This window comes from Phenylobacterium sp. (assembly GCF_037968635.1).
In the GTDB taxonomy this organism is placed as follows: Bacteria; Pseudomonadota; Alphaproteobacteria; order Caulobacterales; family Caulobacteraceae; genus Phenylobacterium.
The window spans coordinates 1-20,474 of record NZ_JBBKVV010000003.1; the positions used below are offsets into that span (position 1 = coordinate 1).

21 protein-coding genes are annotated in these 20,474 nt (G+C 67.6%); 14 read left to right on the forward strand and 7 right to left on the reverse strand.

What is annotated here, in order from left to right:
* Together AAC997_RS00055 and AAC997_RS00060 are read left to right on the forward strand one after the other, a co-directional pair.
* The coding region (locus tag AAC997_RS00055; protein WP_340643650.1) for an isocitrate lyase/phosphoenolpyruvate mutase family protein at positions 1 to 534 on the forward strand (534 nt) is incomplete at its 5' end.
* Positions 535 to 542: 8 nt separating this feature from the next.
* Entirely contained in the window at positions 543 to 884 is a 342-nt protein-coding gene (locus AAC997_RS00060; protein ID WP_340643651.1) for an antibiotic biosynthesis monooxygenase, read from the forward strand.
* On the opposite strand, the gene AAC997_RS00065 is transcribed toward AAC997_RS00060, so the two are convergent.
* The 4 genes from AAC997_RS00065 to AAC997_RS00080 form a co-directional block, all read right to left on the reverse strand.
* On the reverse strand, positions 881 to 1,594 hold the full coding sequence (locus tag AAC997_RS00065) for an anti-sigma factor (protein WP_340643652.1): 714 nt from the start codon (positions 1,592 to 1,594) through the stop codon (positions 881 to 883). The two genes, AAC997_RS00060 and AAC997_RS00065, sit on opposite strands and share 4 nt — an antisense overlap.
* Positions 1,591 to 2,145 (reverse strand): sigma-70 family RNA polymerase sigma factor, encoded by a 555-nt coding sequence (locus AAC997_RS00070; RefSeq protein ID WP_340643653.1) that lies wholly within the window; start codon positions 2,143 to 2,145, stop codon positions 1,591 to 1,593. The genes AAC997_RS00065 and AAC997_RS00070 overlap by 4 nt, the downstream gene beginning before the upstream one ends.
* A gap of 280 nt (positions 2,146 to 2,425) precedes the next feature.
* Positions 2,426 to 3,988, reverse strand: a complete 1,563-nt coding sequence (locus tag AAC997_RS00075) for a methyltransferase domain-containing protein (RefSeq protein ID WP_340643696.1) — start codon at positions 3,986 to 3,988, stop codon at positions 2,426 to 2,428.
* Between the two features lie 71 nt (positions 3,989 to 4,059).
* Entirely contained in the window at positions 4,060 to 4,479 is a 420-nt protein-coding gene (locus AAC997_RS00080; RefSeq protein ID WP_340643654.1) for a cupin domain-containing protein, read from the reverse strand.
* Between the two features lie 247 nt (positions 4,480 to 4,726).
* Between AAC997_RS00080 and AAC997_RS00085 the strand changes: the two genes are divergently transcribed.
* From AAC997_RS00085 to AAC997_RS00105, 5 genes are all read left to right on the forward strand, one after another.
* Positions 4,727 to 4,933, forward strand: a complete 207-nt coding sequence (locus AAC997_RS00085; RefSeq protein WP_340643655.1) for a cold-shock protein — start codon at positions 4,727 to 4,729, stop codon at positions 4,931 to 4,933.
* 227 nt (positions 4,934 to 5,160) lie between these two features.
* The gene (gene carB / locus AAC997_RS00090) at positions 5,161 to 8,448 is read left to right on the forward strand and encodes a carbamoyl-phosphate synthase large subunit (protein WP_340643656.1); all 3,288 of its coding nucleotides are present in this window, start codon (positions 5,161 to 5,163) and stop codon (positions 8,446 to 8,448) included.
* A 173-nt stretch (positions 8,449 to 8,621) separates the two neighbouring features.
* Complete coding sequence (locus AAC997_RS00095) at positions 8,622 to 8,801, forward strand: hypothetical protein (RefSeq protein ID WP_340643657.1); 180 nt, start codon at positions 8,622 to 8,624, stop codon at positions 8,799 to 8,801.
* 210 nt (positions 8,802 to 9,011) lie between these two features.
* Positions 9,012 to 9,812 (forward strand): glucose 1-dehydrogenase, encoded by an 801-nt coding sequence (locus tag AAC997_RS00100; RefSeq protein ID WP_340643658.1) that lies wholly within the window; start codon positions 9,012 to 9,014, stop codon positions 9,810 to 9,812.
* A 10-nt stretch (positions 9,813 to 9,822) separates the two neighbouring features.
* Positions 9,823 to 10,323: an ATP-binding protein gene (locus AAC997_RS00105; protein ID WP_340643659.1), complete on the forward strand. Its 501-nt coding sequence runs from the start codon at positions 9,823 to 9,825 to the stop codon at positions 10,321 to 10,323.
* A gap of 50 nt (positions 10,324 to 10,373) precedes the next feature.
* Here the strand turns inward: AAC997_RS00105 and AAC997_RS00110 are convergent, their stop codons facing one another.
* The gene (locus tag AAC997_RS00110; RefSeq protein WP_340643660.1) at positions 10,374 to 11,003 is read right to left on the reverse strand and encodes a glutathione S-transferase family protein; all 630 of its coding nucleotides are present in this window, start codon (positions 11,001 to 11,003) and stop codon (positions 10,374 to 10,376) included.
* A gap of 247 nt (positions 11,004 to 11,250) precedes the next feature.
* On the opposite strand from AAC997_RS00110, the gene greA reads away from it, so the two are divergent.
* The 6 genes from greA (at position 11,251) to AAC997_RS00140 (ending at position 16,616) form a co-directional block, all read left to right on the forward strand.
* A complete protein-coding gene (greA, locus tag AAC997_RS00115; protein WP_215341421.1) occupies positions 11,251 to 11,724 on the forward strand; it encodes a transcription elongation factor GreA in 474 nt (157 codons plus the stop codon).
* Positions 11,725 to 11,812: 88 nt separating this feature from the next.
* Positions 11,813 to 12,805, forward strand: a complete 993-nt coding sequence (locus tag AAC997_RS00120; RefSeq protein WP_340643661.1) for a mitochondrial fission ELM1 family protein — start codon at positions 11,813 to 11,815, stop codon at positions 12,803 to 12,805.
* On the forward strand, positions 12,802 to 13,266 hold the full coding sequence (locus tag AAC997_RS00125; protein ID WP_340643662.1) for a GNAT family N-acetyltransferase: 465 nt from the start codon (positions 12,802 to 12,804) through the stop codon (positions 13,264 to 13,266). The genes AAC997_RS00120 and AAC997_RS00125 overlap by 4 nt, the downstream gene beginning before the upstream one ends.
* A gap of 96 nt (positions 13,267 to 13,362) precedes the next feature.
* Complete coding sequence (locus tag AAC997_RS00130) at positions 13,363 to 14,127, forward strand: SDR family oxidoreductase (RefSeq protein WP_340643663.1); 765 nt, start codon at positions 13,363 to 13,365, stop codon at positions 14,125 to 14,127.
* A gap of 66 nt (positions 14,128 to 14,193) precedes the next feature.
* Positions 14,194 to 15,255, forward strand: a complete 1,062-nt coding sequence (gene pseG / locus AAC997_RS00135) for a UDP-2,4-diacetamido-2,4,6-trideoxy-beta-L-altropyranose hydrolase (protein WP_340643664.1) — start codon at positions 14,194 to 14,196, stop codon at positions 15,253 to 15,255.
* Between the two features lie 74 nt (positions 15,256 to 15,329).
* Positions 15,330 to 16,616: an FAD/NAD(P)-binding protein gene (locus tag AAC997_RS00140; RefSeq protein WP_340643665.1), complete on the forward strand. Its 1,287-nt coding sequence runs from the start codon at positions 15,330 to 15,332 to the stop codon at positions 16,614 to 16,616.
* Here AAC997_RS00140 and pseI read toward each other — a convergent pair.
* Complete coding sequence (pseI, locus tag AAC997_RS00145) at positions 16,613 to 17,674, reverse strand: pseudaminic acid synthase (RefSeq protein ID WP_340643666.1); 1,062 nt, start codon at positions 17,672 to 17,674, stop codon at positions 16,613 to 16,615. The two genes, AAC997_RS00140 and pseI, sit on opposite strands and share 4 nt — an antisense overlap.
* A 67-nt stretch (positions 17,675 to 17,741) precedes the next feature.
* Positions 17,742 to 19,265 carry an MFS transporter gene (locus AAC997_RS00150; protein ID WP_340643667.1) on the reverse strand — a complete coding sequence of 508 codons (1,524 nt, stop codon included), beginning with the start codon at positions 19,263 to 19,265 and terminating at the stop codon, positions 17,742 to 17,744.
* A gap of 196 nt (positions 19,266 to 19,461) precedes the next feature.
* Here AAC997_RS00150 and trxB point away from each other — a divergent pair, with 196 nt between their 5' ends.
* Positions 19,462 to 20,472, forward strand: coding sequence for a thioredoxin-disulfide reductase (gene trxB, locus AAC997_RS00155; RefSeq protein ID WP_340643668.1), 1,011 nt, complete (start codon positions 19,462 to 19,464; stop codon positions 20,470 to 20,472).
* The last annotated feature ends 2 nt before the right edge of the window (positions 20,473 to 20,474 follow it).

The window sequence follows — 20,474 nt, forward strand, 5'->3', positions numbered from 1 at the left end:
ACAAAGACGCAGTCGGCCCCGGCCTCCAGGTACCGGTTCGCCCTCTGGATGGAGGCGGAGCGGCTCTATGCGCCCGACCTGGCGGCGGAGCGCATCGCGGCGGCGCGGCAGGCCGTGGCCGGCCAGGGCGCCGACCTCGTCATCAACGCCCGAACCGACGCCTGGCTGGTCGGCGAGGACGATCCGCTGACCGCCTCCATCCAGAGGGCGAACCGGTACCTGGAGGCCGGGGCCGACTGCGTCTTTGTCCCCGGGGTGATCGATTTGCCGACGGTCCGGATACTGGTGCGGGAAATCGCCGGTCCCGTGAACCTGGTGCTGGGTCTCGGCGGTTCGGGGGGGAACGCCCACGACCTGCTGGCGGCGGGCGTCGCGCGGATCAGCGTCGGCGGCGCGTTGGCCCGCGCCGCCCTGGGCTTCGTTCGCCGGTCCGCCGAATTGTTGCGTGAGACCGGCAGCGTCGCCTTCACCGACGGCGAGATCTCCGGGCCGGACCTCAACGCCCTCTTCGCTGCGACGCGGGCGCGCGCATGAGCCATGCCATGAACCGCGTGGCCGCCACGCCCAAGCCGCCCTACTTCGCCGTCACCACCACGACCCAGCTTTCATCCGCCTTTGACGAGAGCGCCTATTTCAATCTCGGCGCGCGGCTTTACGGCAAGGCGCACGAGATACCGGGCTTTCTGGGGCTGGAGGCCTTCTTCGAGGGCGGCGCCTCGATCGCGGTGTCATACTGGGAAAGCCTGGACGCCATCGAACGCTGGCGGAACCATCCACTGCACGGGCAGGCCAAATCCCTGGCCAAGTCGGCCTGGTTCGGCCCCACCATGACCCGCATCGCCCGCGTCGAAGCCGACTACGGGTTCAACCTGGAGTCAGGCTAGATCTTCGCCAACTTGCCGATGGCGGCCACCGGACCCGATGGGCCGTCCTGCTTGGAGCCGCCGGGCGGTTCGACGGAGACGGCGATCGACGCCCCCTCGGTGGTGAGGGCCGGCAGGCCCTGTGGCATGGGCAGGGTCTTCGATGTCCCTGGCGCGATGAGGCCCAGGGAGCGTGGCTTGCCATCAGCGGGGATCAACCACAGTTCGTGGACGTGGACCGGATCGGTCCCTGGCGCCACCAGCGAGGTGACGATCAGCTTCTCGCGCACGGGGTCGTAGGCGGCGACGAACAGGTGCTGACCACCGCTGGTGTCGAGACGGGCATTCAGCAACTGGCCCGGGGTGGGCGGCGCGATCATCTCAGGTGGTCGGGTTGCGAGCACCACCACGGCGGCCATGCTCGCAGCCGCCAGTCCCATGCCACCCATGGCCCAGCCGCGCCAGAACTTCACCCCGCGCCCGTCGTTGTCGTTGGCCGGCAGGCCGCGCTCGATGCGCGGCCACAGCCCCGCGGGCGCCTCCACGGGCGCAATAGCGGCCAGCATGGGCGCCAGGCGGTGGCGCCAGGCCTCGACATGGGCCGCGAAGGCCGGGTCGCGAGCCATGCGCAGCTCGGCGACGGCGCGTTCACCGGCGTTCAACACGCCAAGGGCATGCTCGGCGGCGAAGGCCTCGTCCTCGGGCAGGTCGGGGATCAGGGGCTCACTCATGACTCAAGGCACCCCTTGAGCTTGGCAAGGCCCCGGCGGATCCAGCTTTTGACCGTACCCAGCGGCGCCTCCATGCGCGCGGCCAGAGCCTCATAGGTGACACCTTCGAAGAAGGCGGTGCGGATCACCTTCTCGGTGCGCTCGTCCAATTCCGACAGGCACTTGCCCAGGGCCTCGCCATCCTGGGCGGCCTCCAACAGGGCGTCGGCGCGAGGCATGCCGTCGTCGATCTCCAGTTCCTCGACCTGCTCGGCGTAGGCCAGAGGCCCGCGGGCCCGCAGGCGGTCGATGGCGCGGTTCCGGGCGATCGTCGAAATCCACGTCATCACGCTGGCCCGGCCCGCCTCGAAGCGGTCGGCGCGACGCCAAATCGTGATGTAGACCTCTTGCAGCACGTCTTCGCTTTCATCTCTGTTGGAGAGGATACGAAGGCAGACGCCGAAAAGCTTCGCGGAGGTGGCCTGGTAAAGTTGTCGCAGGGCCGCGCGGTCGCCTGCGGCGATCCTCGGCATCAACTCGGTAAGGGGATCGATCGCAGAGGTCGCGGGCAAGTGTGAGATCTTTTCCGGCGGAGGGCTGGCGGCGAAGCTGCCTCAAGCCGTAGGTCGGTGGCAAGCGCTAAGGCCTGCGCCGACGACCTCGGATGCAACCTGTCGGCGCATCGAAAAGGCGAAGAACCGTCGCGTCGAGGTCAAGCTGTCGAAGGCCAAGGATGACGACCGCTCAGACACAGCGGGCGCCACCGCAGACGAGACGCCGGCTGTTGAATTCAAGGATGCCGTGCGAACCGCGCGTGAAGTCGGCAGCCGCTGACGCCCCTGGTCGCTCGAGTCAGATTTTGCGCATCAGGAAGTAGTCACCTTCCAGCGCCACGCCGGCCTCGCGACGGAGCATCGAGGACCTGCGCTCGAGGATCTCGAAACGGCCGGCGGCGAGGTCGGCGATATAGCCGCGCCCGTGGGCGTAGCGCCCGTTGCCGCGCAGCGTGACGCCGTCGCCTTCCGCCGCCTCGGTGGAGAAGATCAACCAACCGCCGGGCCGCAGCGTCGCCGCGGCGCCGTCGAAGACGTCACCCAAGGTCCCGACATAGGGGAAGCTGTCCCCTGCAACGATCATGTCCCAGCGCGCGCCTGGCTCACGCAAGGTGTCGACCAGGTCGGCGCAGCGAAGTTCGTCATAGAGGCCGCCTTCGCGGGCCTTGGCCAACATGCCGTCCGACAGGTCGATCCCGGTCAGACGCTGGGCATAGAAGCGCAGGACCGGACCGCAGAGACCGGTGCCGCACCCGATATCGAGCACGTCGAGCGAACCGTCAGCCTCAATCCATGCGGCCATCAGGCTACGGATTTCCTCCGGCCCCCGGTAGCCCAGGCGGCCCACGAGTTTCTGATCGAACTGGTCGGCCATGCCGTCGAAGTGCTGAGCCACGAAGGCCGCCGGCTGGCGCTCCACCGGGCGGCCCATCGTGGCGTCGGCCATATGCCGGGCCTCGAGGTTTCCAGGACGCAGGGCGGCCCAGGTCTGGCCGATCAAGGCCGCGGGTCCCTTGTGTCCCGCCCAGTCCAGGCAGAGCAGCGCCGTCTTGAAGAAGGTGTCGGTCTCCGCCGCGCCGGTCAGTTCCCGGCTGATGGTGGTGACTCGGGCCATGTCTCCGTCGAGGCCCGCCACAACGCACCGGCAGAGTCGCGCCATCTCAACGATCTCGGCGGCGTCGGCCTCCAGGTCCATGGCGGCGTCGAAGTTGCGTTGCGCCTCGTGGAAGGCGCCGGACTTGAACAGGGACACGCCGAGGTTGGCGCGCAGGGCGCCGGTCTCGCCCGCGATCTCGATGGTGCGGGCGAAGGCTGCCGCCGCGCCGACGAAATCGTCGCGGCCGGCCAGGACCATGGCGCGAATCTGCCAGGCGTCGCCATTGCCCGGGTCGCGGTTGATGGCGCCGTCGCAGGCGCTTTCGGCCTCCTCCGGCAGGCCCAGTTGCAGGAGCGAGGCGGCAAGGCTCACCCAGGCCGAGACTTGGCTGGCGTCGATATCCAGCGACTTGCGCAGGGCGAGGACAGCCTGCTCATGATCCCCCAACCCGCCGAGCGCCAGGGCCAGGTTGTTCCAGACCAGGGCCTGACGCGGCGCAACATCCGCCACGGCCCGGAAGGCCTCGACGGCCGCCTGGAAGTCGCCCTTGGCCTGTCTTTCCAGCCCGTAGCGAGTCAGGGCGACGAGAGAGGTGGGGGCGCCGCCGCCAGCATCCCCCTTGAGGGACGCGGCGTCTGTCGGCGGAAGCCCGAGCGCGCGTGCGAAAGCAGAGATGGCGAATCCCCCAGCCGGAGTTGTCCTGTCTCGAGGCTGAGGCTTGGCTATGAAATCATGGTTAACGCGGCGTCTGAGCCGCACCCTCACGCCGACGATGGCGCCGCCGGCGCGCCAGGTCGCTGCGCGGGTCGGCAAGAACCCAGAAGGTTTGGAAGGACCTACGGCGCCTCGCGGACCATGTTGGCCTGGCCCGGCGGGGTCTGATCAATGACCAGCAGCTTGGCGCCCTTACCATCCAGCGGCTCTGCCTTGTGCCACTGATCCAAGGCCTCCACCGCGAAGTCCCCAGCCTTCAGCATCGTCACCGTGCCCGTGTCCAGGTTGGTGACCTTCAGCGCGCCTTCCATGATGTAGGCGTAGCGCGGGAACGGATGCTTGTGGGGGGTGATGGCGCCGCCGGCCGGCACACTGGTTTCGGTGACCGTGACCCGCACCGGCCCTTGCGGCAGCAGAATCTGCTGGCCCGACTGGGTCGCATCCAGCTGCGCCACCGGCCTGGCGACAGAGCCGGGGGGCGCCTGGGCGGCGGCCGGCGCGGAGACCAGGGCGAGCGCGGCGGCCAGATGAAGGAAATTCATGTGCAGGCGTCTCCGGTTGGGTCGGCGCGAACGCGCGTTGCTCTCTGTAACAGCCCCTAGACAGCAACGGTCCCTAATCTTGCTTTCAGCGCGCAATTCGGCGAAGATGGGCGCGTCAAACTCGCAGGTTCGACAGGCCTTCGACGCGTCCCCAGGCGCGCCGGATTCGCGTTCCGATCTGTCCGATTTTTGCCCCCTGTCCGAGCGCTTCGGGCGGGGAAATGTCTATCCAAGGACGAATATCTCTATGTCTACCGGCACCGTGAAATGGTTCAACGGCACCAAGGGTTATGGCTTCATTCAACCCGATGAAGGCGGCGCGGACGTGTTCGTGCACATCTCCGCCGTTGAACGCGCCGGCCTTCGCTCTCTGGACGAAGGCCAGAAAGTCACCTTTGAACTCGAGCGCGACCAGCGCAGCGGCAAGATGTCCGCGGGCAATCTGCAAGTCTAATCCCGCTTCCGGCCTTCGGGTCCAGACCAGCGCCAGGAATGGGCCGGCGCACGCGCCAGCCCATTTTCCTTGGGAGGAGGCGCAGGCGCGCTCTCGAGAGTCTCCCTCCGGGGTGCCCTGCCCGCTTGCGCCCGCCCGACTCCCTCTCTAAACGGGCGCCTTAACCTACAGACTGAACGGGAACGGCGCGCGGCAACGCGCAGCCGCCCTTATGCGCGGACCGAACGATGCCCAAACGCACAGACATCTCCTCGATCCTGATCATCGGCGCCGGCCCAATCATCATCGGTCAGGCCTGCGAGTTCGACTATTCGGGCGTCCAGGCCTGCAAGGCCTTGCGGGCCGAGGGCTACCGCATCGTGCTGGTCAATTCGAACCCGGCCACGATCATGACCGACCCGGACGTGGCCGACGCCACCTATATCGAGCCGATCACCCCTGAGATGGTCGAGAAGATCATCGCCAAGGAACGCCCCGACGCCCTGCTGCCGACCATGGGCGGCCAGACGGCGCTGAACACCGCGCTGGCCCTGGAAGCGTCCGGCGTGCTGGCCAAGTACGGCGTTGAGATGATCGGGGCCAAGGCCGACGTCATCGACAAGGCCGAGGATCGTCAGAAATTCCGCGACGCGATGGACAAGCTGGGCCTCGAGAGCCCCAAGTCCAAGGCCGCCCACTCGATGGACGAGGCGCTGGAGGGCCTGGAGTTCGTAGGCCTGCCGGCCATCGTCCGCCCGTCCTTCACCCTGGCCGGCACCGGCGGCGGCATCGCCTACAACGTCGAGGAGTTCCGCGAGATCGTGGAGCGCGGCCTGGATCTCTCCCCCACCACCGAGGTGCTGATCGAGGAGAGCGTGCTCGGCTGGAAGGAGTACGAGATGGAGGTCGTCCGCGATAAGGCCGACAACTGCATCATCGTCTGCTCCATCGAGAACATCGATCCGATGGGCGTGCACACGGGCGACTCGATCACCGTCGCCCCGGCCCTGACGCTGACCGACAAGGAATACCAGATCATGCGCACGGCCTCGATCGCCGTGCTGCGGGAGATCGGGGTGGAGACCGGTGGGTCCAACGTCCAGTTCGCGGTCAATCCCGCCGATGGCCGGATGGTGGTGATCGAGATGAACCCGCGGGTGTCGCGGTCCTCGGCGCTCGCCTCCAAGGCCACCGGCTTCCCCATCGCCAAGGTCGCCGCCCGTCTTGCGGTGGGCTACACTCTCGATGAGCTGATGAACGACATCACCGGTGCGACGCCGGCCTCGTTTGAGCCCAGCATCGACTATGTCGTCACCAAGATACCGCGCTTCGCCTTTGAGAAGTATCCGGGCTCCGAGCCCCACCTGACCACGGCCATGAAATCGGTGGGCGAGGTCATGGCCATCGGCCGCACCTTCGCCGAGAGCCTGCAGAAGGCCCTGCGAGGCCTGGAAACCGGCTTGACCGGGCTGGACGAGATCGATGTCGAGGGCGCCGAGGATCCCGACACCGGCCGCGCCGCCGTCCTGCGCGCCCTGGCGATGCCGACCCCCGATCGCCTGCGGGTCATAGCCCAGGCCTTCCGCCATGGCCTGTCGGTGGACGAGATTCACGGCGCCTGTTCCTACGAGCCCTGGTTCCTGCGCCAGCTCGAGACCCTGGTCCGCACCGAGGGCCACATTCGCGCCGCCGGCCTGCCCGTCACCGCCCAGGGCTTCCGCGCCCTGAAGGCGCAGGGCTTCTCCGACGCCCGCCTGGCCAAGCTGACCAATACCCCCGAGGCCAAGGTTCGCGCCCTGCGCCAGGAGCTGGGCGTGCGGCCGGTCTACAAGCGGATCGACAGCTGCGCCGGCGAGTTCCGCGCCGCCACCCCCTACATGTACTCCACCTACGAAACCGGCTCGGTGGGCCAGGAGCCGCAGTGCGAGAGCGCGCCCACGGCCGCCCGCAAGGCCATCATTCTGGGCGGCGGTCCCAACCGGATCGGCCAGGGGATCGAGTTCGACTACTGCTGCTGCCATGCGGCCTTCGCCCTGGCCGACCTCGGCATCGAGTCGATCATGGTCAACTGCAACCCGGAGACGGTGTCCACCGACTACGACACCTCCGACCGCCTGTACTTCGAACCGCTGACGGCTGAGGACGTGCTGGAGCTGATCGCGGTTGAACAGCGAAATGGGACCCTGCTGGGGGTCATCGTCCAGTTCGGCGGCCAGACCCCGCTGAAGCTGGCCCAGGCCCTGGAAGACGCCGGCATCCCGATCCTCGGCACCAGCCCCGACGCCATCGACCTGGCCGAGGACCGCGAGCGCTTCCAGCAGCTGCTGCACAGGCTGGAGATCGCCCAGCCGATCAACGCCATCGCCCGCAGCCGCGACGAGGCCTTCGCCGGCGCCCACGCGGTGGGCTATCCCATCGTGATCCGCCCTTCCTATGTGCTGGGCGGCCGGGCCATGGAAATCATTCGCGATGACGAGCAGCTCGAGCGCTACGTCAACACTGCGGTTCAGGTGTCCGGCGACAGCCCGGTCCTGATCGACCAGTACCTCAGCCGCGCCACCGAGGTGGACGTCGACGCCATCTGCGACGGCAAGGACGTGTTCGTGGCCGGCGTCATGGAGCACATCGAGGAGGCCGGGGTTCACTCCGGCGACAGCGCCTGCTCCCTGCCCCCCTTCTCGCTCAAGCCCGAGACCATCGCCGAGCTGAAGGCGCAGACGGTGCGCATGGCGCTGGCCCTCAATGTAAAGGGCCTGATGAATGTGCAGTTCGCCATCGAGGAGCCGCACTCCGACAACCCGCGGATCTTCGTCCTGGAGGTGAACCCCCGCGCCAGCCGCACCGTGCCCTTCGTGGCCAAGACCATCGGCAAGCCGCTCGCCGCCATCGCCGCCAAGGTGATGGCCGGCGAACCCCTGTCGTCCTTCGACACCAGCGAACCGCCCTACGACCATATTGCAGTCAAGGAAGCCGTCTTCCCCTTCGCCCGCTTCGCCGGGGTCGACACCATCCTGGGTCCGGAAATGCGCTCCACCGGGGAGGTGATGGGCCTGGACTGGCGTCGTGAGGGCGAGGGCCTGGCCCCGGCCTTCGCCCGCGCCTTCGCCAAGGCCCAGCTGGGCGGCGGCGTCACCCTGCCCAAGGAGGGTTGCGTGTTCGTCTCGGTCCGCGAGGCCGACAAGCCCTGGATCGTCGAGCCGATCCGCCTGCTGCTGGGCCAGGGCTTCCAGGTGCTGGCTACGGGCGGCACCGCCGCCTTCCTGGCCGGCGAGGGCCTGGTCGTGGAGCACGTGAAGAAGGTCCTTGAAGGCCGTCCGCACATCGTCGACGCCATGAAGAACGGCGAGGTCCAGCTGGTCTTCAACACCACCGAGGGCAAGCAGTCGGTGGCCGACAGTTTCGAGATCCGCCGCACGGCCCTGATGATGAAGACCCCCTACTTCACCACCGCCGCCGGCGCCCTGGCCGCCGCCCAGGCCATCGCCGAGACCGCCAAGGCGCCGCTCGAAGTCCGGCCGCTGCAGAGTTACGCCTGATTTATTGACCGAACCGCGTTTTCGGATCACTCTTCTCGCGTCGCCTTGCTAACGCAGGCGCAAGTGGGCGTGCTTCCGGCGGCCCCTGAAGACTGACCGGACGAGCCCAGTAGGGCGCCTGTCGCAGCCTGGCGTGGGGACTTGATCCCCCAACAGAATGCGAGGGAAACGCCATGTCAGAAGAGCTGAAGACCGGCGAAACGGCCGTCCGTCACCACAAGAACAGGCATCTCTACGAACGCTTCGAAGGGCTGATCGGCGTCCTGATGGTCGCCGCTATCGTGGTGCTGGCCATCGGCCTGATCTACGGCGTCGTCACCACCGGCGACTCGACGCCCGCCTGGATGCGCTAAGGGCCCGCCCTGGGCTGGCCGGACGCCGTGTGGCGTCTGCGCCAGCACAAGGCTGTCATTGACCTGCCTCCCCCGCCTCGACGAGATCCAGGCGGGCTTGGAAGATTGTAGCGCCCGTCCCCCGAACTGACGCAGCGTGATGCTGGGCAAGGCGCCGGGCCTGGGTTAGGCCTCTCGCCACATCCAACAACAAGGCCACGGGGAAACGACATGGCGGGACGGGTTCAGGGCAAGGTGGCTTTGGTCACCGGCGGCTCCAGCGGCATCGGGCGCGCCTGCGCCGAGCGGCTGGCCGAGGAAGGCGCCATCGTCATCCTCACCGACCTCCAGGACGAGAAGGGCCGGGCCCTGGCCGCCGAGATCGTCGGCAAGGGCGGCAAGGCCCAGTACCGCCACCAGGACGTCACCTCCGAACAGGAGTGGATTGATGTCGTGGCCGCCGTGAAGGCTGACCACGGCCGCCTCGACATCCTGGTCAACAACGCCGGCATCGGCATCTCCGGTTCGGTGCTGGACATGGCGCTCCGCGACTTTCAGCGGCAGGTGGCGATCAATCTCGACGGTGTGTTCCTGGGCGTGAAGCATTCCATCCCGCTGATGCGCGTGAGCGGCGACGGGGGCTCCATCATCAACATGTCCTCGGTGGCCGGCCTCAAGGGCTCAGCCATCCTGGCCGGCTACTGCGCCACCAAGGGCGGGGTGCGACTGTTCACCAAGGCCGTCGCCATGGAGTGCGGGAACGCCAAGGACGGCATCCGGGTGAACTCGGTCCATCCCGGCATCATCGAGACCCCGATCTGGGACGACATCATCGGCACCGGCGAACCCGGCGACAACGCCCGCCCGCCTCGGCCACAGGTGCTGGACGCCATGAGCGCCGACGCCGTGCCGCTGGGCGGCAAGGGCTATCCCCTGGACATCGCCAATGGCGTGCTCTGGCTGGCGTCTGAGGAAAGTCGTTATGTCACCGGCGCGGAATTGGTCATCGACGGCGGCCTCTCGGTGAAGTAACCGGCGGCCCATGACCGCAATCCTGCACGTGATCTTTGGCCCCTCGGGGGCCGGGAAGTCGACCTACGCTCAGCAGCTCGCGCGCAGCGAGCCCGCCGTGCATTTCGCCATCGACGACTGGATGGCCCGACTGTTCGCCGCCGACATGCCCGAGCCGCTGGAGTTCGAGTGGATGATGAGCCGGGTCGAGCGCTGCGAGGCGCAGATCTGGTCCGTCGCCGCCGCGACCATGGCGGCCGGGACCTCCGTGGTCTTGGATCTGGGCCTGATGCGCAAGTCCGACCGGGCCCGTGTGGCGGAGATCGCCGAAGCCTGCGAGCTACCGCTCCAGTTCCACTTCGTGACCGCCAGCTCCGAGGTCCGCCGTGCCCGCGTGCTGGAGCGCAATGAGGTGCGCGGCGAGACCTTCGCCATCGAGGTCAACCCCGACATGTTCGACTTCATCGAGGGCGTCTACGAAGCCCCCGACGCGGCTGAATTGAGAGACGCGATCATCTCGGAGAGCACTTAGACTTCAGTGGGATGCGGGCGGAAAACCGGTTCCCACTTTTCCTCATCCCACTACGCCTGCGGGAACAGGTGCGCCGGCCAGGTGGCGTCGGCCGCCCGGTGATAGGCCGGGCGGTGGGTCAAGCGGGCGTTGTAGTCCATCAGCACCAGGTGCTCGGGCAGTTCCTTGCGGTAGAGCGAGGTCGAGATCACCGAGCCCAGCATGACGTCCGCCGCCGAGAACCGGTCCCCCAGCAGATACTTGCGGCCCTTCAGGCTCTCGGTGAGAACACCGATCACGTCGTCATAGGCGCCAAAGCCGGTCTCGCGTCCCGGCAGGTCGATATGCTTGCCGTGCAGCACCAGCAGGGGCTCGAGCACCGCCGTCGAATAGACCATCCATTTCAGATAGGCTCCTCGCTCGATCTCATCGATCTTGGGGGCGAGCGAGCCGTAGCCATAGCGGTCGGCCAGATAGAGGCAGATGGCGGGGTTCTCACTGACCACGACCTTGCCGTCGGTAAGCGTGGGCACCTTCCCGGAAGGGTTCAGTTTCAGATATTCCGGCTTCTTCTGGTCGCCCTTGGCGATGTCGACCGTCTGAACCTGGAACGACACGCCCAGCTCTTCCAGCAGCCAGTAGGCGGTGAACGCCCGGCTAGCGGGGGAGTGGTAGAGGGTGATGCCCCGCTTGGCGGCCATGGCGTGGTCTCCCGTTGCAGTGGCAATCTAGGCGCCCGGCAGGCTCCGCGCCACTGACGGCCGAGGGAACGGTCTGGTTGGCCGAGAGTTCGGGACCCAGTTGCGGTCCCTGCCGCGCCCAGCAATGTGATTGCTGCATTGCACCCCTTGAGTTTTCACAGTCTGGCTTCTATCCTCTATCCCCCCGGTCGCCTGCGCCCGCGGCCGGAACACAAACCCAAGGGCGAACCCGAGTCACCTATCTGCCATGGAAAAAGTCCCAATGACCGCCGAGGGCTATCACGCCCTCGACGAAGACCTGAAGCGTTTGAAAACCCTGGAGCGACCAGCAGTGATCGCGGCCATTTCGGAAGCTCGCGAGCACGGCGACCTTTCGGAAAACGCCGAGTACCACGCTGCGAAGGAGCGCCAAGGCTGGATCGAAGGCCAGATCGCCGACATCGAAGATCGGATGGCCCGCGCACAGGTCATCGACGTGTCCAAACTTTCCGGTAGTCAGGTAAAGTTCGGCGCCACGGTCTCCGTCGTCGACGAGGACACCGAGGACCAGGCCCGCTACCAGATTGTTGGCGAGCACGAAGCCGACGTGAAGCTGGGCAAGATCTCCATCGCCTCTCCGATCGCGCGCGCGATGATCGGCAAGGAAATGGGAGACGTCGTCGAGGTCCCCACCCCCGGCGGCACCAAGGCCTACGAGATCCTCAAGGTCGAGTGGGTCTAGCTAGCTCTTAGCCGAGACAGACAAGGTCGTTATGGTGGCCGGCGAGAGTCGGCTCCCTGACTCACGCCTGCAGACGGAAGCCTCCAGCTTGGCGAAATCTCCCGACCAGCCGCCGCTCGTGATCTGGGCCGTTTCCGACGGACGCGCCGGAATGGAGAGCCAGGTCGTGGGTCTGGCCAACGCCATCGCGGCCAGGCGGCAAGCCGAAGTGGTGGTCAAGCGCGTGGCCTGGAAGTGGCGCATCGGCCGCCTGCCCTGGTGGCTGAACCCCTTCCCGCTGAAGTCGCTGGCGTCCGACACGGGGATCGCGCCGCCGTGGCCCGACATCTGGCTGGCCGCAGGCCGCGCCACCCTGCCGCTCTCCATCCGACTGAAGGCCTGGACGAAGAACGCCGCCTTTGTGGTCCAGACCCAGGACCCGCGCATGCCCACCAACCTGTTCGACCTGGTCATCCCGCCCAAGCATGACCGGCTGCAGGGCGACAACGTATTCTCGATCACCGGCTCTCCCAACGGCGTCAACGCCAAGCGCCTGAAGGCCGAACTGGGGCGCTTCAAGAAGCAGATCAACGCCCTGCCCCGCCCCCGCGTGGCGGTGGTGATCGGTGGAAAGTCCAAGGCCCACAACATGTCGGTGGAGCGCGCTGCGGCCCTGGCCCACGAGATCGAGTTGCCCATCGCCCAGGAGGGCGGGTCGGTGATGGTGAGTTTCTCGCGCCGCACCCCCGAACCGGCCCGCGCTCTGTTGACCGCGCGCCTGCGGCATATGCCCGGCATCATCTGGGACGGAGAGGGCGACAATCCCTATTTCGCCTTCCTGGCGGCGGCTGACTACATCCTGGTCACCGAAGACTCCACCAACATGGCCACAGACGCGGCCAGCACGGGCAAGCCGGTCTTCATCCTGAAGATGGAGGGCGACAGCCTGAAGTTCCGCCTGTTCCACGAGGACCTGGAGCGTTTGGGCGCCGCCCGGCCCTTCGGCGGCGCCTTCCATAAGTGGAAGTACCCGCCGCTGGCCGAGACCGACCGCGCCGCCGCCGAGGTGCTGCGCCGCTACGACCAACGGAGCCAGGCATGAGCGTCACCATCCGCCCCGCCGCGCCAGGCGATCTGGCCACCATCCTGGCGCTCGACCCCGTCGCTCGGCGCGAGGAGCGCCGCCACGACTATATGAGCAAGGCCATCGCCGGCGATCGGGGCATGGACGTCCGCGTCCTGGTGCTGGACGATCGGGTCGCGGGGTATGCGGTCATGGCGGAGTTCTTCGGCCACCCCTTCCTGGAGCGCATCTGCACTGGCGAGGCCTTCCTGCGCCGCGGCGTGGCCGGCGCCCTGATGGCCAACATCGAGGGCCTGTTCGAGGGCGACCGCATGTTCGTCTCCTGCAACGAGTCCAATAACGCCATGCGCACCCTGCTGGTGGCGCGCGGCTACAAGGTCTCAGGCATGGTGGAGAACCTGGATCCCGGCGATCCGGAACTGTTCTTCGTGATCTTCCGCGACGCCCTGGACGCCGCCATTGAGGCCGCCAACGCCTGATGCCGGGTCCGGCCACCGCCAGACCCTGACCCTTACGACCCCTATGACCACCGCCTCGGCGGGCCGCTGCGGCCCGCTCCTGTCGGAGGACATCCCATGACCACACTCACCAACAAGGTCGCCATCGTCACGGGCGCAAGTTCCGGGATCGGCGAAGCCGTCGCCCGGCTATTCGCCCGCGAAGGCGCGAAGTTGGTGGTTACAGCCCGCCGGGCGCCGGAACTGGCCGCCCTGGTGGGCGAGATCACCCGGGACGGGGGCCAGGCCGTGGCCGTACCCGGCGACGTTCGCGACGAGGCGGTGGCCCGCGCTTTGGTGGAGACCGCCATCGCCCGCTTCGGCGGCCTGGATATCGCCTTCAACAATGCCGGCGCCCTCGGCGAAATGGCGCCAGCGCCGGACATCTCCGCCGACGGTTGGCGCGCCACCCTGGATAACAACCTCACCAGCGCCTTCCTCTGCGCCAAGCACCAGATCCCCGCCATGGTCGCGCGCGGCGGCGGCTCGGTCATCTTCACCTCCAGCTTCGTGGGCCACACTGTGGGCTTCCCCGGCATGGCCGCCTACGCCGCCAGCAAGGCCGGGATGGTGGGTCTGACCCAGGTCATCGCCGCCGAATTCGGCGCCCAGGGGGTGCGCGCCAACGCCATCCTGCCGGGCGGGACCGACACTGCGGCGGGCCGCGAGGTGGCCAGCACGCCCGAGGCGCGGGCCTTCATCGCCGGTCTCAACGCCCTAAAGCGCCTGGCCGAGCCGGAGGAGATCGCCCGATCGGTCCTCTACCTGGCCTCCGACGCCTCCAGCTTCATGACCGGGACGGCCATGCTGGTGGATGGCGGCGTCTCCATCACCCGGACCTGATCCTGCACGGCTGCGCCATAGAGCCACCTTCCCAGCGCCCCGCTTTCAGCCTTCCATGCACGGGAAATGATTCCCGCCCGCCCGCGCATTCTGTTCGTCGCCAACGCCGGCCCCGAGGTCGGGGGCGGCCACGTCATGCGTTGCATCACTCTGGCCCGCGCCCTGGGCGAGCGGGGCGCCGACTGCGCCTTTGCCTGCACGCCGGAAGTGGCCGCCCTGCTGGAGGTCTTCGGCCCGGAGATCGTGCGTGAGGACGCCACCGGCCTCGAACCTGACCACATCGCCGACGCCCTGACGGGGGTGCGTTTCGACGCCGTGGTGTTTGACCACTACGGTCTGGCCCTTGAGCATCACGAGGCGCTCGCCAAGGGCCGCACCACTCTGGTGATCGACGACCTGGCCGACCGCCCGCTGGCCGCCAACCTGGTGCTGGACTCCGGTCCCGGCCGACAGCCCCGCGACTACGCTCTGCTCACCGAGGCCCAACTGCTTCTCGGGCCGGAGTTCGCCCCCGTCCGTCCCGAGTTCGCCCACCTGCGCAACACAGCCCTCTCACGCTGCGGAGGTGATGTGCGCCGCGTGCTGGTGACGCTTGGTCTCACGGACTTGGGGGGGCTCACAGCCCAGGTGGTGGAGCGGTTGCGGATGCGGCTCCACGACGTCGCCCTGGATGTGGTTCTTGGCGCCGGCGCACCGAGCCTTCCGGGCCTCACCAAGGTGGCCAGCCGCGACCCGCGCATGACCATCCATGTCGACAGCCAGGACATGGCCAACCTCATCCTCAACGCCGACATCGCCATCGGCGCGGCCGGATCGAGCATCTGGGAACGCTGCGTCCTTGGCCTGCCCTGCGCCATGCTGGTCCTGGCCCCAAATCAGCAGGGCGCCGCTGCGGCCTTGTCTGAGCGTGAAGCCGCCCTGGTGATCGACGCCACCGCCGAGGACCTGCACGCCCGGCTCGACCGCGCCATCGTGCGGCTGTTGACCGACGCCGCCCTTCGCGCCCGCCTGTCGGCCGCCAGCGCTGCGATCTGCGACGGACTCGGCGCTGGGCGCACGGCCGAAGCGTTTCTGAAGCTGATCGCTACCCGCGACAGGCTGCCTCACCCTCAGACCCCGCCGCCTTAACGGTCCTTTCGCAACCCAGAGCGTAGCCTTGGCGAAACGGGGAGGGCGCCGAACGCGCTCATAAGACAGTCGGCATGCGACAGCTTGGCGTAATCCGGGGCTCCAACGCTCCGACAGTCCGCATCATCGGCGGCGGACTCACGGGAATCCTGGCCGCCTTCGAGGCCCACAGGCTCGGCTGCCGCGACATCGAACTTCATGAACGCTTCGACCAGTTGGGCGGGAGCGCCTGGCCGCGCCGCGACCACGGCCTGGAACTGCGCGCCGACCGCCGCCATTTCGGCGCCCAGGGCGATGCGACCCGGACCCTGCTGGAAGCAAATGGCCTGGTCTTCGAGGATTTCGAGAACCGCTATGGTTCCGTCAGCCCTGCCCCCGGCGGCGACCTGGCCTTCACCCACGACTTCGAAGGCCCGGCCCTACGCACCCGCAAGCTGGGCCTGGGCCCCATCACCGGCGGCAGCCTGGCCGATAGAATTCGCGCCTATCCGCATGATATCTCGGGTCATCTGACTCGCTATTGCCAGTGGGCGCTGGGCTCCTGGCTGGACGAGGTGGACGCCGGCGCAGCCGTTCCGCTGGGTATCAAGCGGGTTTACGCCACCGAGATCGACACCTGCGACCTGGCCCGCGCCAAGCGCGCCGACCCGGTCTATGACAGCCTCTACGGCATTCCCCGCGCCCTCTGGGGCCGGCTGCAGAACCAGACCGCGAGCCTACCGGCCGGCGGCTTCCAGACCTTCTTCATGCGCTGCCAGAGCGCGCTGGAGCGGCTGGGCGTCACCATCCTGACATCCTCCTTCCTCTCGCCCCAGCAAGCCTTCCGGGCCCGCGAGGCCGGCGACATCGTGGTCTGGGCCGCAGACCCGTCCCCTCTGTTCGCGCCTCTGGACCTGGAGCCGCCCAAGCGCCTGGCCAAGAGTCTGACCAGCTACATCTTCAAGGCCCGCTATGCCGGCCCCCTGCCCTTCCACGTCCGGAACTTCACCGCGGAGGGCTCGGTGTTCCGCGTCCACCTCTACGAGTGCCGCGGCCAAGCCCTGTTGAGCGCCGAGTGCGTTTCGGAGATTTCCGACGGCGAACTGCGCCGGGAAATCCATAGGCTGATGTCCGGCTTCGGCGGCGCGTCGCTGCACCTGGACGAAACCCTCTCCATCCAGGTCGAGCCGCGCTGGTCCCAGCATTCGCTGGACGCGGCGCGCAAGCTTTCGGGCCTGCATGCGGCGCTGACCAAGCACCAGGGCGCCAACTTCATCGCCGGCGCCTGGGAGGCCCAGACTCTGGGCGCCTCACTGTCGGAGATTTCGCTGTCGCTCACCGCGGCTCTGGCGATCGAACAGGCCGAGGCGGTCGCAGCCTAGCCCAACATGTCCCAGGCCAAGGGCTCGCCCCGGATCAGGTCGCGAGCGGCGGACTTGCCCAGCACCTTCTCCAGATCGGCCGGCGGCAGGCCGTTGCCCGGGCGGATGGAGCGGACGTTGGCGCGCGTCAGGACCTCGCCGGCCTTCACGTCGGCGCTGACATAGAGCGAGCGGCGGAACTGGCGGTTGGCCTTCTCCGAGCCCAGCAGGTCGTAGTGGGCGCGGCCCAGGGCCCTCCAGGCATCCTTGCAGTCGCGGACCAGGGCGGCGAACTCCACAGGCTCCAGGCTGAAGGCGGCGTCGGGGCCACCGTCAGACCGCGCCAGGGTGAAGTGCTTCTCGATCACGCAGGCGCCTAGAGCGATGGCGGCCACCGAGGCCGCCGTGCCGTGGGTGTGGTCAGACAGGCCGATGGGGCTGTCGAACTTCGTGGCCATGTCGGCCACGGTGCGAACGTGGGCGTCCTCCAGAGCGGCCGGGTAGCTGGACACGCAGTGGAGCATCACAACGCCGGGCGCCCCGGCGGTCAAAGCAGTCTCGCGGGCGGCGGTCATCTCGGCCAGATTGGCCATGCCGGTGGAGATGATCAGCGGTTTGCCCTTGGCCGCCGCATAGGCGATCAGCGGCAGATCCACGGCCTCGAAGGAGGCGATCTTGAAAGCCGGCGCGCCCAGGGCGTCCAGCAGGTCCACGGCGCTCTCGTCGAAGGGGCTGGAGAACAGGGTCACCCCCCGCTTGGCCGCCCGTTCAAACAGCGCCGCATGCCACGCATAGGGGGTCTGGGCCTCCTGATAGAGCTCGTACAGGCTACGCCCGTCCCACAGCCCGCCGTGGATTTTGAACTCGGGCCGGTCGACATCCATGGTGATGGTGTCGGCGGTATAGGTCTGGATCTTGATGGCGTCGGCGCCGGTGTCGGCGGCGGCGTCGATCATGGTGAGCGCCCTGTCCAGGCTGCCGTTATGGTTGCCCGACAATTCGCAGATGACATAGGGTTCGCGGTCCGCCCCGATCCTGCGGCCGGCGATCTCGACATGTGGGGCGCTGTTGGCGGGCATGGGTGACCGAAGACCTCTGGCGCGCGATCCTAGCCGTGCGCCCTGAAGCAGGCGTTAACCACGCGCCCTAGACAGGCTTGGCGCCCGGGGCCGCAAGGTCAGAGCCATCGACCCCGCCCTCGGTCTCCACCACCACCGCGCCCAGCGCCGCAGCCTCGGCCAGCTTGGCGAGGTTGGCCTCGTGGCCGGCGCGGTCCAGGCGGTAGAACATGATCGCACTGATGGCCATCAGGGCGAACAGCGCCGTGGCCGGCAGATAGAGCAGGGCCAGGTTGGTCATGACCGACGGATCGAGGCTCTCCGGCTTGGCCTTCTCGGGCATGCCGACCCACAGCAGCAGGAAGCCCGGGATGATGCTGGCCACCGACCCGGCGATCTTCTGGAGGACGTTATCGGCCGATAGCAGCAGGCCCTCCGACCGGCGTCCGGTGGCGAGCTGAGATTCCTCCACCACATCGGCGATCATCGAGGCGGTGAGGATGGCGGCGGCGGTGGCGAAGGCGCCGTAGAGGGTCCGATCCAGCAGCAGGATCGCCGTCAGGCCACTGGAGCCGTTCATGTCCGGGGGAATGATCCCCAGCAACCGCAGGCTGATCGGGGTAAGCGCCGTGGCCAGGGCCAGACCCATAAGGATCGCGCAAGCCCGCTTCTTGCCATAGAGGCGCGACACCAGGGGCGCGAGGATCAGGGCCAGCAGGCTGCCCAGCATGGTCCCGGCGACAATGAAGGCCAGGTTGGCCGACCCCATGCCCCAGAAGTAGGTCTGGAAATAGATGTTGAGCCCGTTGCTGAGCCCAGCGCCAACCCCAACGAACAGGGCCGAGAGCGACACCACCAGGAAGTTGCGGTTGGACATGGTCACCAGCATCTCCTTGATGACGTCCAGGACGCTGACGCTGCGCACCGCCGGCTTGTGCAGGAAGGGGATGAACCTCTGCGTCGCCAGGCAGGCCACCAGGATCGAGAAGATCATCAGCCCCCCCACCACCAGGGCATAGGGGCCGTAGCCGTCGGGATTGAGCTGGCCGCGGACCCGCTCGCCGTTGGGGCCGACCGTGTCCTTGAGGAAGATCACCCACCCCATGACCGCCGCCGCGCTGCTGGCGAAGATGGCGAAGAAGTAGCGGAAGGTCAGCAGTTGGGTGCGGTCGTGATAGGCGGGCGCCAGTTCGGGCGTGAGCGCCGTGGCCGGCACCTCATAGAGGCTGATGGTCGCCTTGGCGGCGATGACCATGATGATCATGTAGGCGGTGATCGCGCCGTCGGACCAACCCTGGGGCGGGTTGAACAGGGCCACCAGGGTGACGGCGGCCGGTATGGCCGCGAAATACATGAAGGGATGGCGGCGCCCCCAGCGCGAGCGCCAGTTGTCGGAAATCTGACCGATGAAGGGGTCCCAGAGGGCGTCGAAGAAGATGGTGACCGCCAGGCCGATGCTGACCCAGTGCGGCGGGAGGCCGACGATCTGGTTGTAGTAGAGCAGCAACAGACCCATGAGTTGGGTCTTCACCCCGAACGCCACGGTCCCGAAGCCATAGGCCAGCTTGATCGGTAGGGTCAGGGCCGGCCGTTGGGCTGGGACGTCACTCATTGGGCATTCCTCCTGGGGCCAGCCAGACCTCGCCTGAATTGCGCGGTCTGACCAAGTCACTTTCTGGCGCCACGGCATCTGCGACCGAGGGCGTTTTGGCCAAGGTGTCGTTGCGTCATGTTGCGGGGATGTTTCAGGCGCGGGGCGATCGTCGCCCCAGGGTGCGCGAACGCGGAATCTCACCTACATAGGCTCTATGTCCGAAACCAAAGCCCCCCGCACCACCCGCTGCCTGATCGTCGGTTCCGGCCCGGCTGGTTACACCGCTGCGATCTACGCCGCCCGCGCCCTGCTCAAGCCCGTGTTGATCCAGGGCATCCAGCCCGGCGGCCAGCTGACCATCACCACCGAGGTGGAGAACTATCCGGGCTTCGCCGACGTCATCCAGGGTCCCTGGCTGATGGAGCAGATGCAGGCCCAGGCCGAGCATGTGGGCACAGAAATCATCAACGACATCGTGCTGACCGCCGACCTGTCGCAGCGGCCGTTCCGGCTGACGACGGATAGCGGCGAGGTCTGGCTGGCCGAGACCCTGATCATCGCCACCGGCGCCCAGGCCAAGTGGCTGGGCCTGGAGAGCGAGCAGAAATATCAGGGCTTCGGCGTCTCGGCCTGCGCCACCTGCGACGGCTTCTTCTATCGCGGCAAGGACGTGGTGGTGGTGGGCGGCGGCAACACCGCGGTGGAGGAGGCCCTGTTCCTCACCAACTTCGCGGCCAAGGTCACCGTGGTCCACCGCAAGGACGAGTTCCGCGCCGAGAAGATCCTGCAGGAGCGCCTGTTCGCCAATCCCAAGATCGAGGTGATCTGGGACAACTCAATCGACGAGGTCCTGGGCGCTGTCGATCCCATGGGCGTCACCGGCGTGCGGCTGAAGAACGTCAAGACCGGCGCCACCCAAGTGGTCGCCTGCGACGGGGTGTTCATCGCCATCGGCCACGCGCCCGCCTCCGAGCTCTTCAAGGGTCAGTTGGAGATGGACGGATCAGGCTATCTGAAGGTGAAGGCCGGCACGACCTCGACCGCGGTGGCGGGGGTCTACGCCGCCGGTGACGTCACCGACGATGTCTATCGTCAGGCGGTCACGGCGGCGGGCATGGGTTGCATGGCCGCCCTTGAAGCGGTGCGGCTGCTGGCCGAAGAAGACCACGCCCGCGCCCACCATCCGATCAGCCACCAAGAGGCGGAGAAGATCGGAACCTGGTGACG

Excerpts from the sequence above, each read along its gene's own strand:
- carB (WP_340643656.1), top strand. The coding sequence starts at position 5,161 with ATGCCCAAACGCACAGACATCTCCTCGATCCTGATCATCGGCGCCGGC.
- AAC997_RS00150 (WP_340643667.1), bottom strand. The coding sequence starts at position 19,265 with ATGAGTGACGTCCCAGCCCAACGGCCGGCCCTGACCCTACCGATCAAG.
- AAC997_RS00105 (WP_340643659.1), top strand. The coding sequence starts at position 9,823 with ATGACCGCAATCCTGCACGTGATCTTTGGCCCCTCGGGGGCCGGGAAG.
- AAC997_RS00060 (WP_340643651.1), top strand. The coding sequence starts at position 543 with ATGAACCGCGTGGCCGCCACGCCCAAGCCGCCCTACTTCGCCGTCACC.
- AAC997_RS00065 (WP_340643652.1), bottom strand. The coding sequence starts at position 1,594 with ATGAGTGAGCCCCTGATCCCCGACCTGCCCGAGGACGAGGCCTTCGCC.
- AAC997_RS00140 (WP_340643665.1), top strand. The coding sequence starts at position 15,330 with ATGCGACAGCTTGGCGTAATCCGGGGCTCCAACGCTCCGACAGTCCGC.
- AAC997_RS00110 (WP_340643660.1), bottom strand. The coding sequence starts at position 11,003 with ATGGCCGCCAAGCGGGGCATCACCCTCTACCACTCCCCCGCTAGCCGG.
- trxB (WP_340643668.1), top strand. The coding sequence starts at position 19,462 with ATGTCCGAAACCAAAGCCCCCCGCACCACCCGCTGCCTGATCGTCGGT.
- pseG (WP_340643664.1), top strand. The coding sequence starts at position 14,194 with ATGATTCCCGCCCGCCCGCGCATTCTGTTCGTCGCCAACGCCGGCCCC.
- AAC997_RS00085 (WP_340643655.1), top strand. The coding sequence starts at position 4,727 with ATGTCTACCGGCACCGTGAAATGGTTCAACGGCACCAAGGGTTATGGC.
- AAC997_RS00080 (WP_340643654.1), bottom strand. The coding sequence starts at position 4,479 with ATGAATTTCCTTCATCTGGCCGCCGCGCTCGCCCTGGTCTCCGCGCCG.
- AAC997_RS00095 (WP_340643657.1), top strand. The coding sequence starts at position 8,622 with ATGTCAGAAGAGCTGAAGACCGGCGAAACGGCCGTCCGTCACCACAAG.
- AAC997_RS00125 (WP_340643662.1), top strand. The coding sequence starts at position 12,802 with ATGAGCGTCACCATCCGCCCCGCCGCGCCAGGCGATCTGGCCACCATC.
- greA (WP_215341421.1), top strand. The coding sequence starts at position 11,251 with ATGGAAAAAGTCCCAATGACCGCCGAGGGCTATCACGCCCTCGACGAA.
- AAC997_RS00100 (WP_340643658.1), top strand. The coding sequence starts at position 9,012 with ATGGCGGGACGGGTTCAGGGCAAGGTGGCTTTGGTCACCGGCGGCTCC.
- pseI (WP_340643666.1), bottom strand. The coding sequence starts at position 17,674 with ATGCCCGCCAACAGCGCCCCACATGTCGAGATCGCCGGCCGCAGGATC.
- AAC997_RS00130 (WP_340643663.1), top strand. The coding sequence starts at position 13,363 with ATGACCACACTCACCAACAAGGTCGCCATCGTCACGGGCGCAAGTTCC.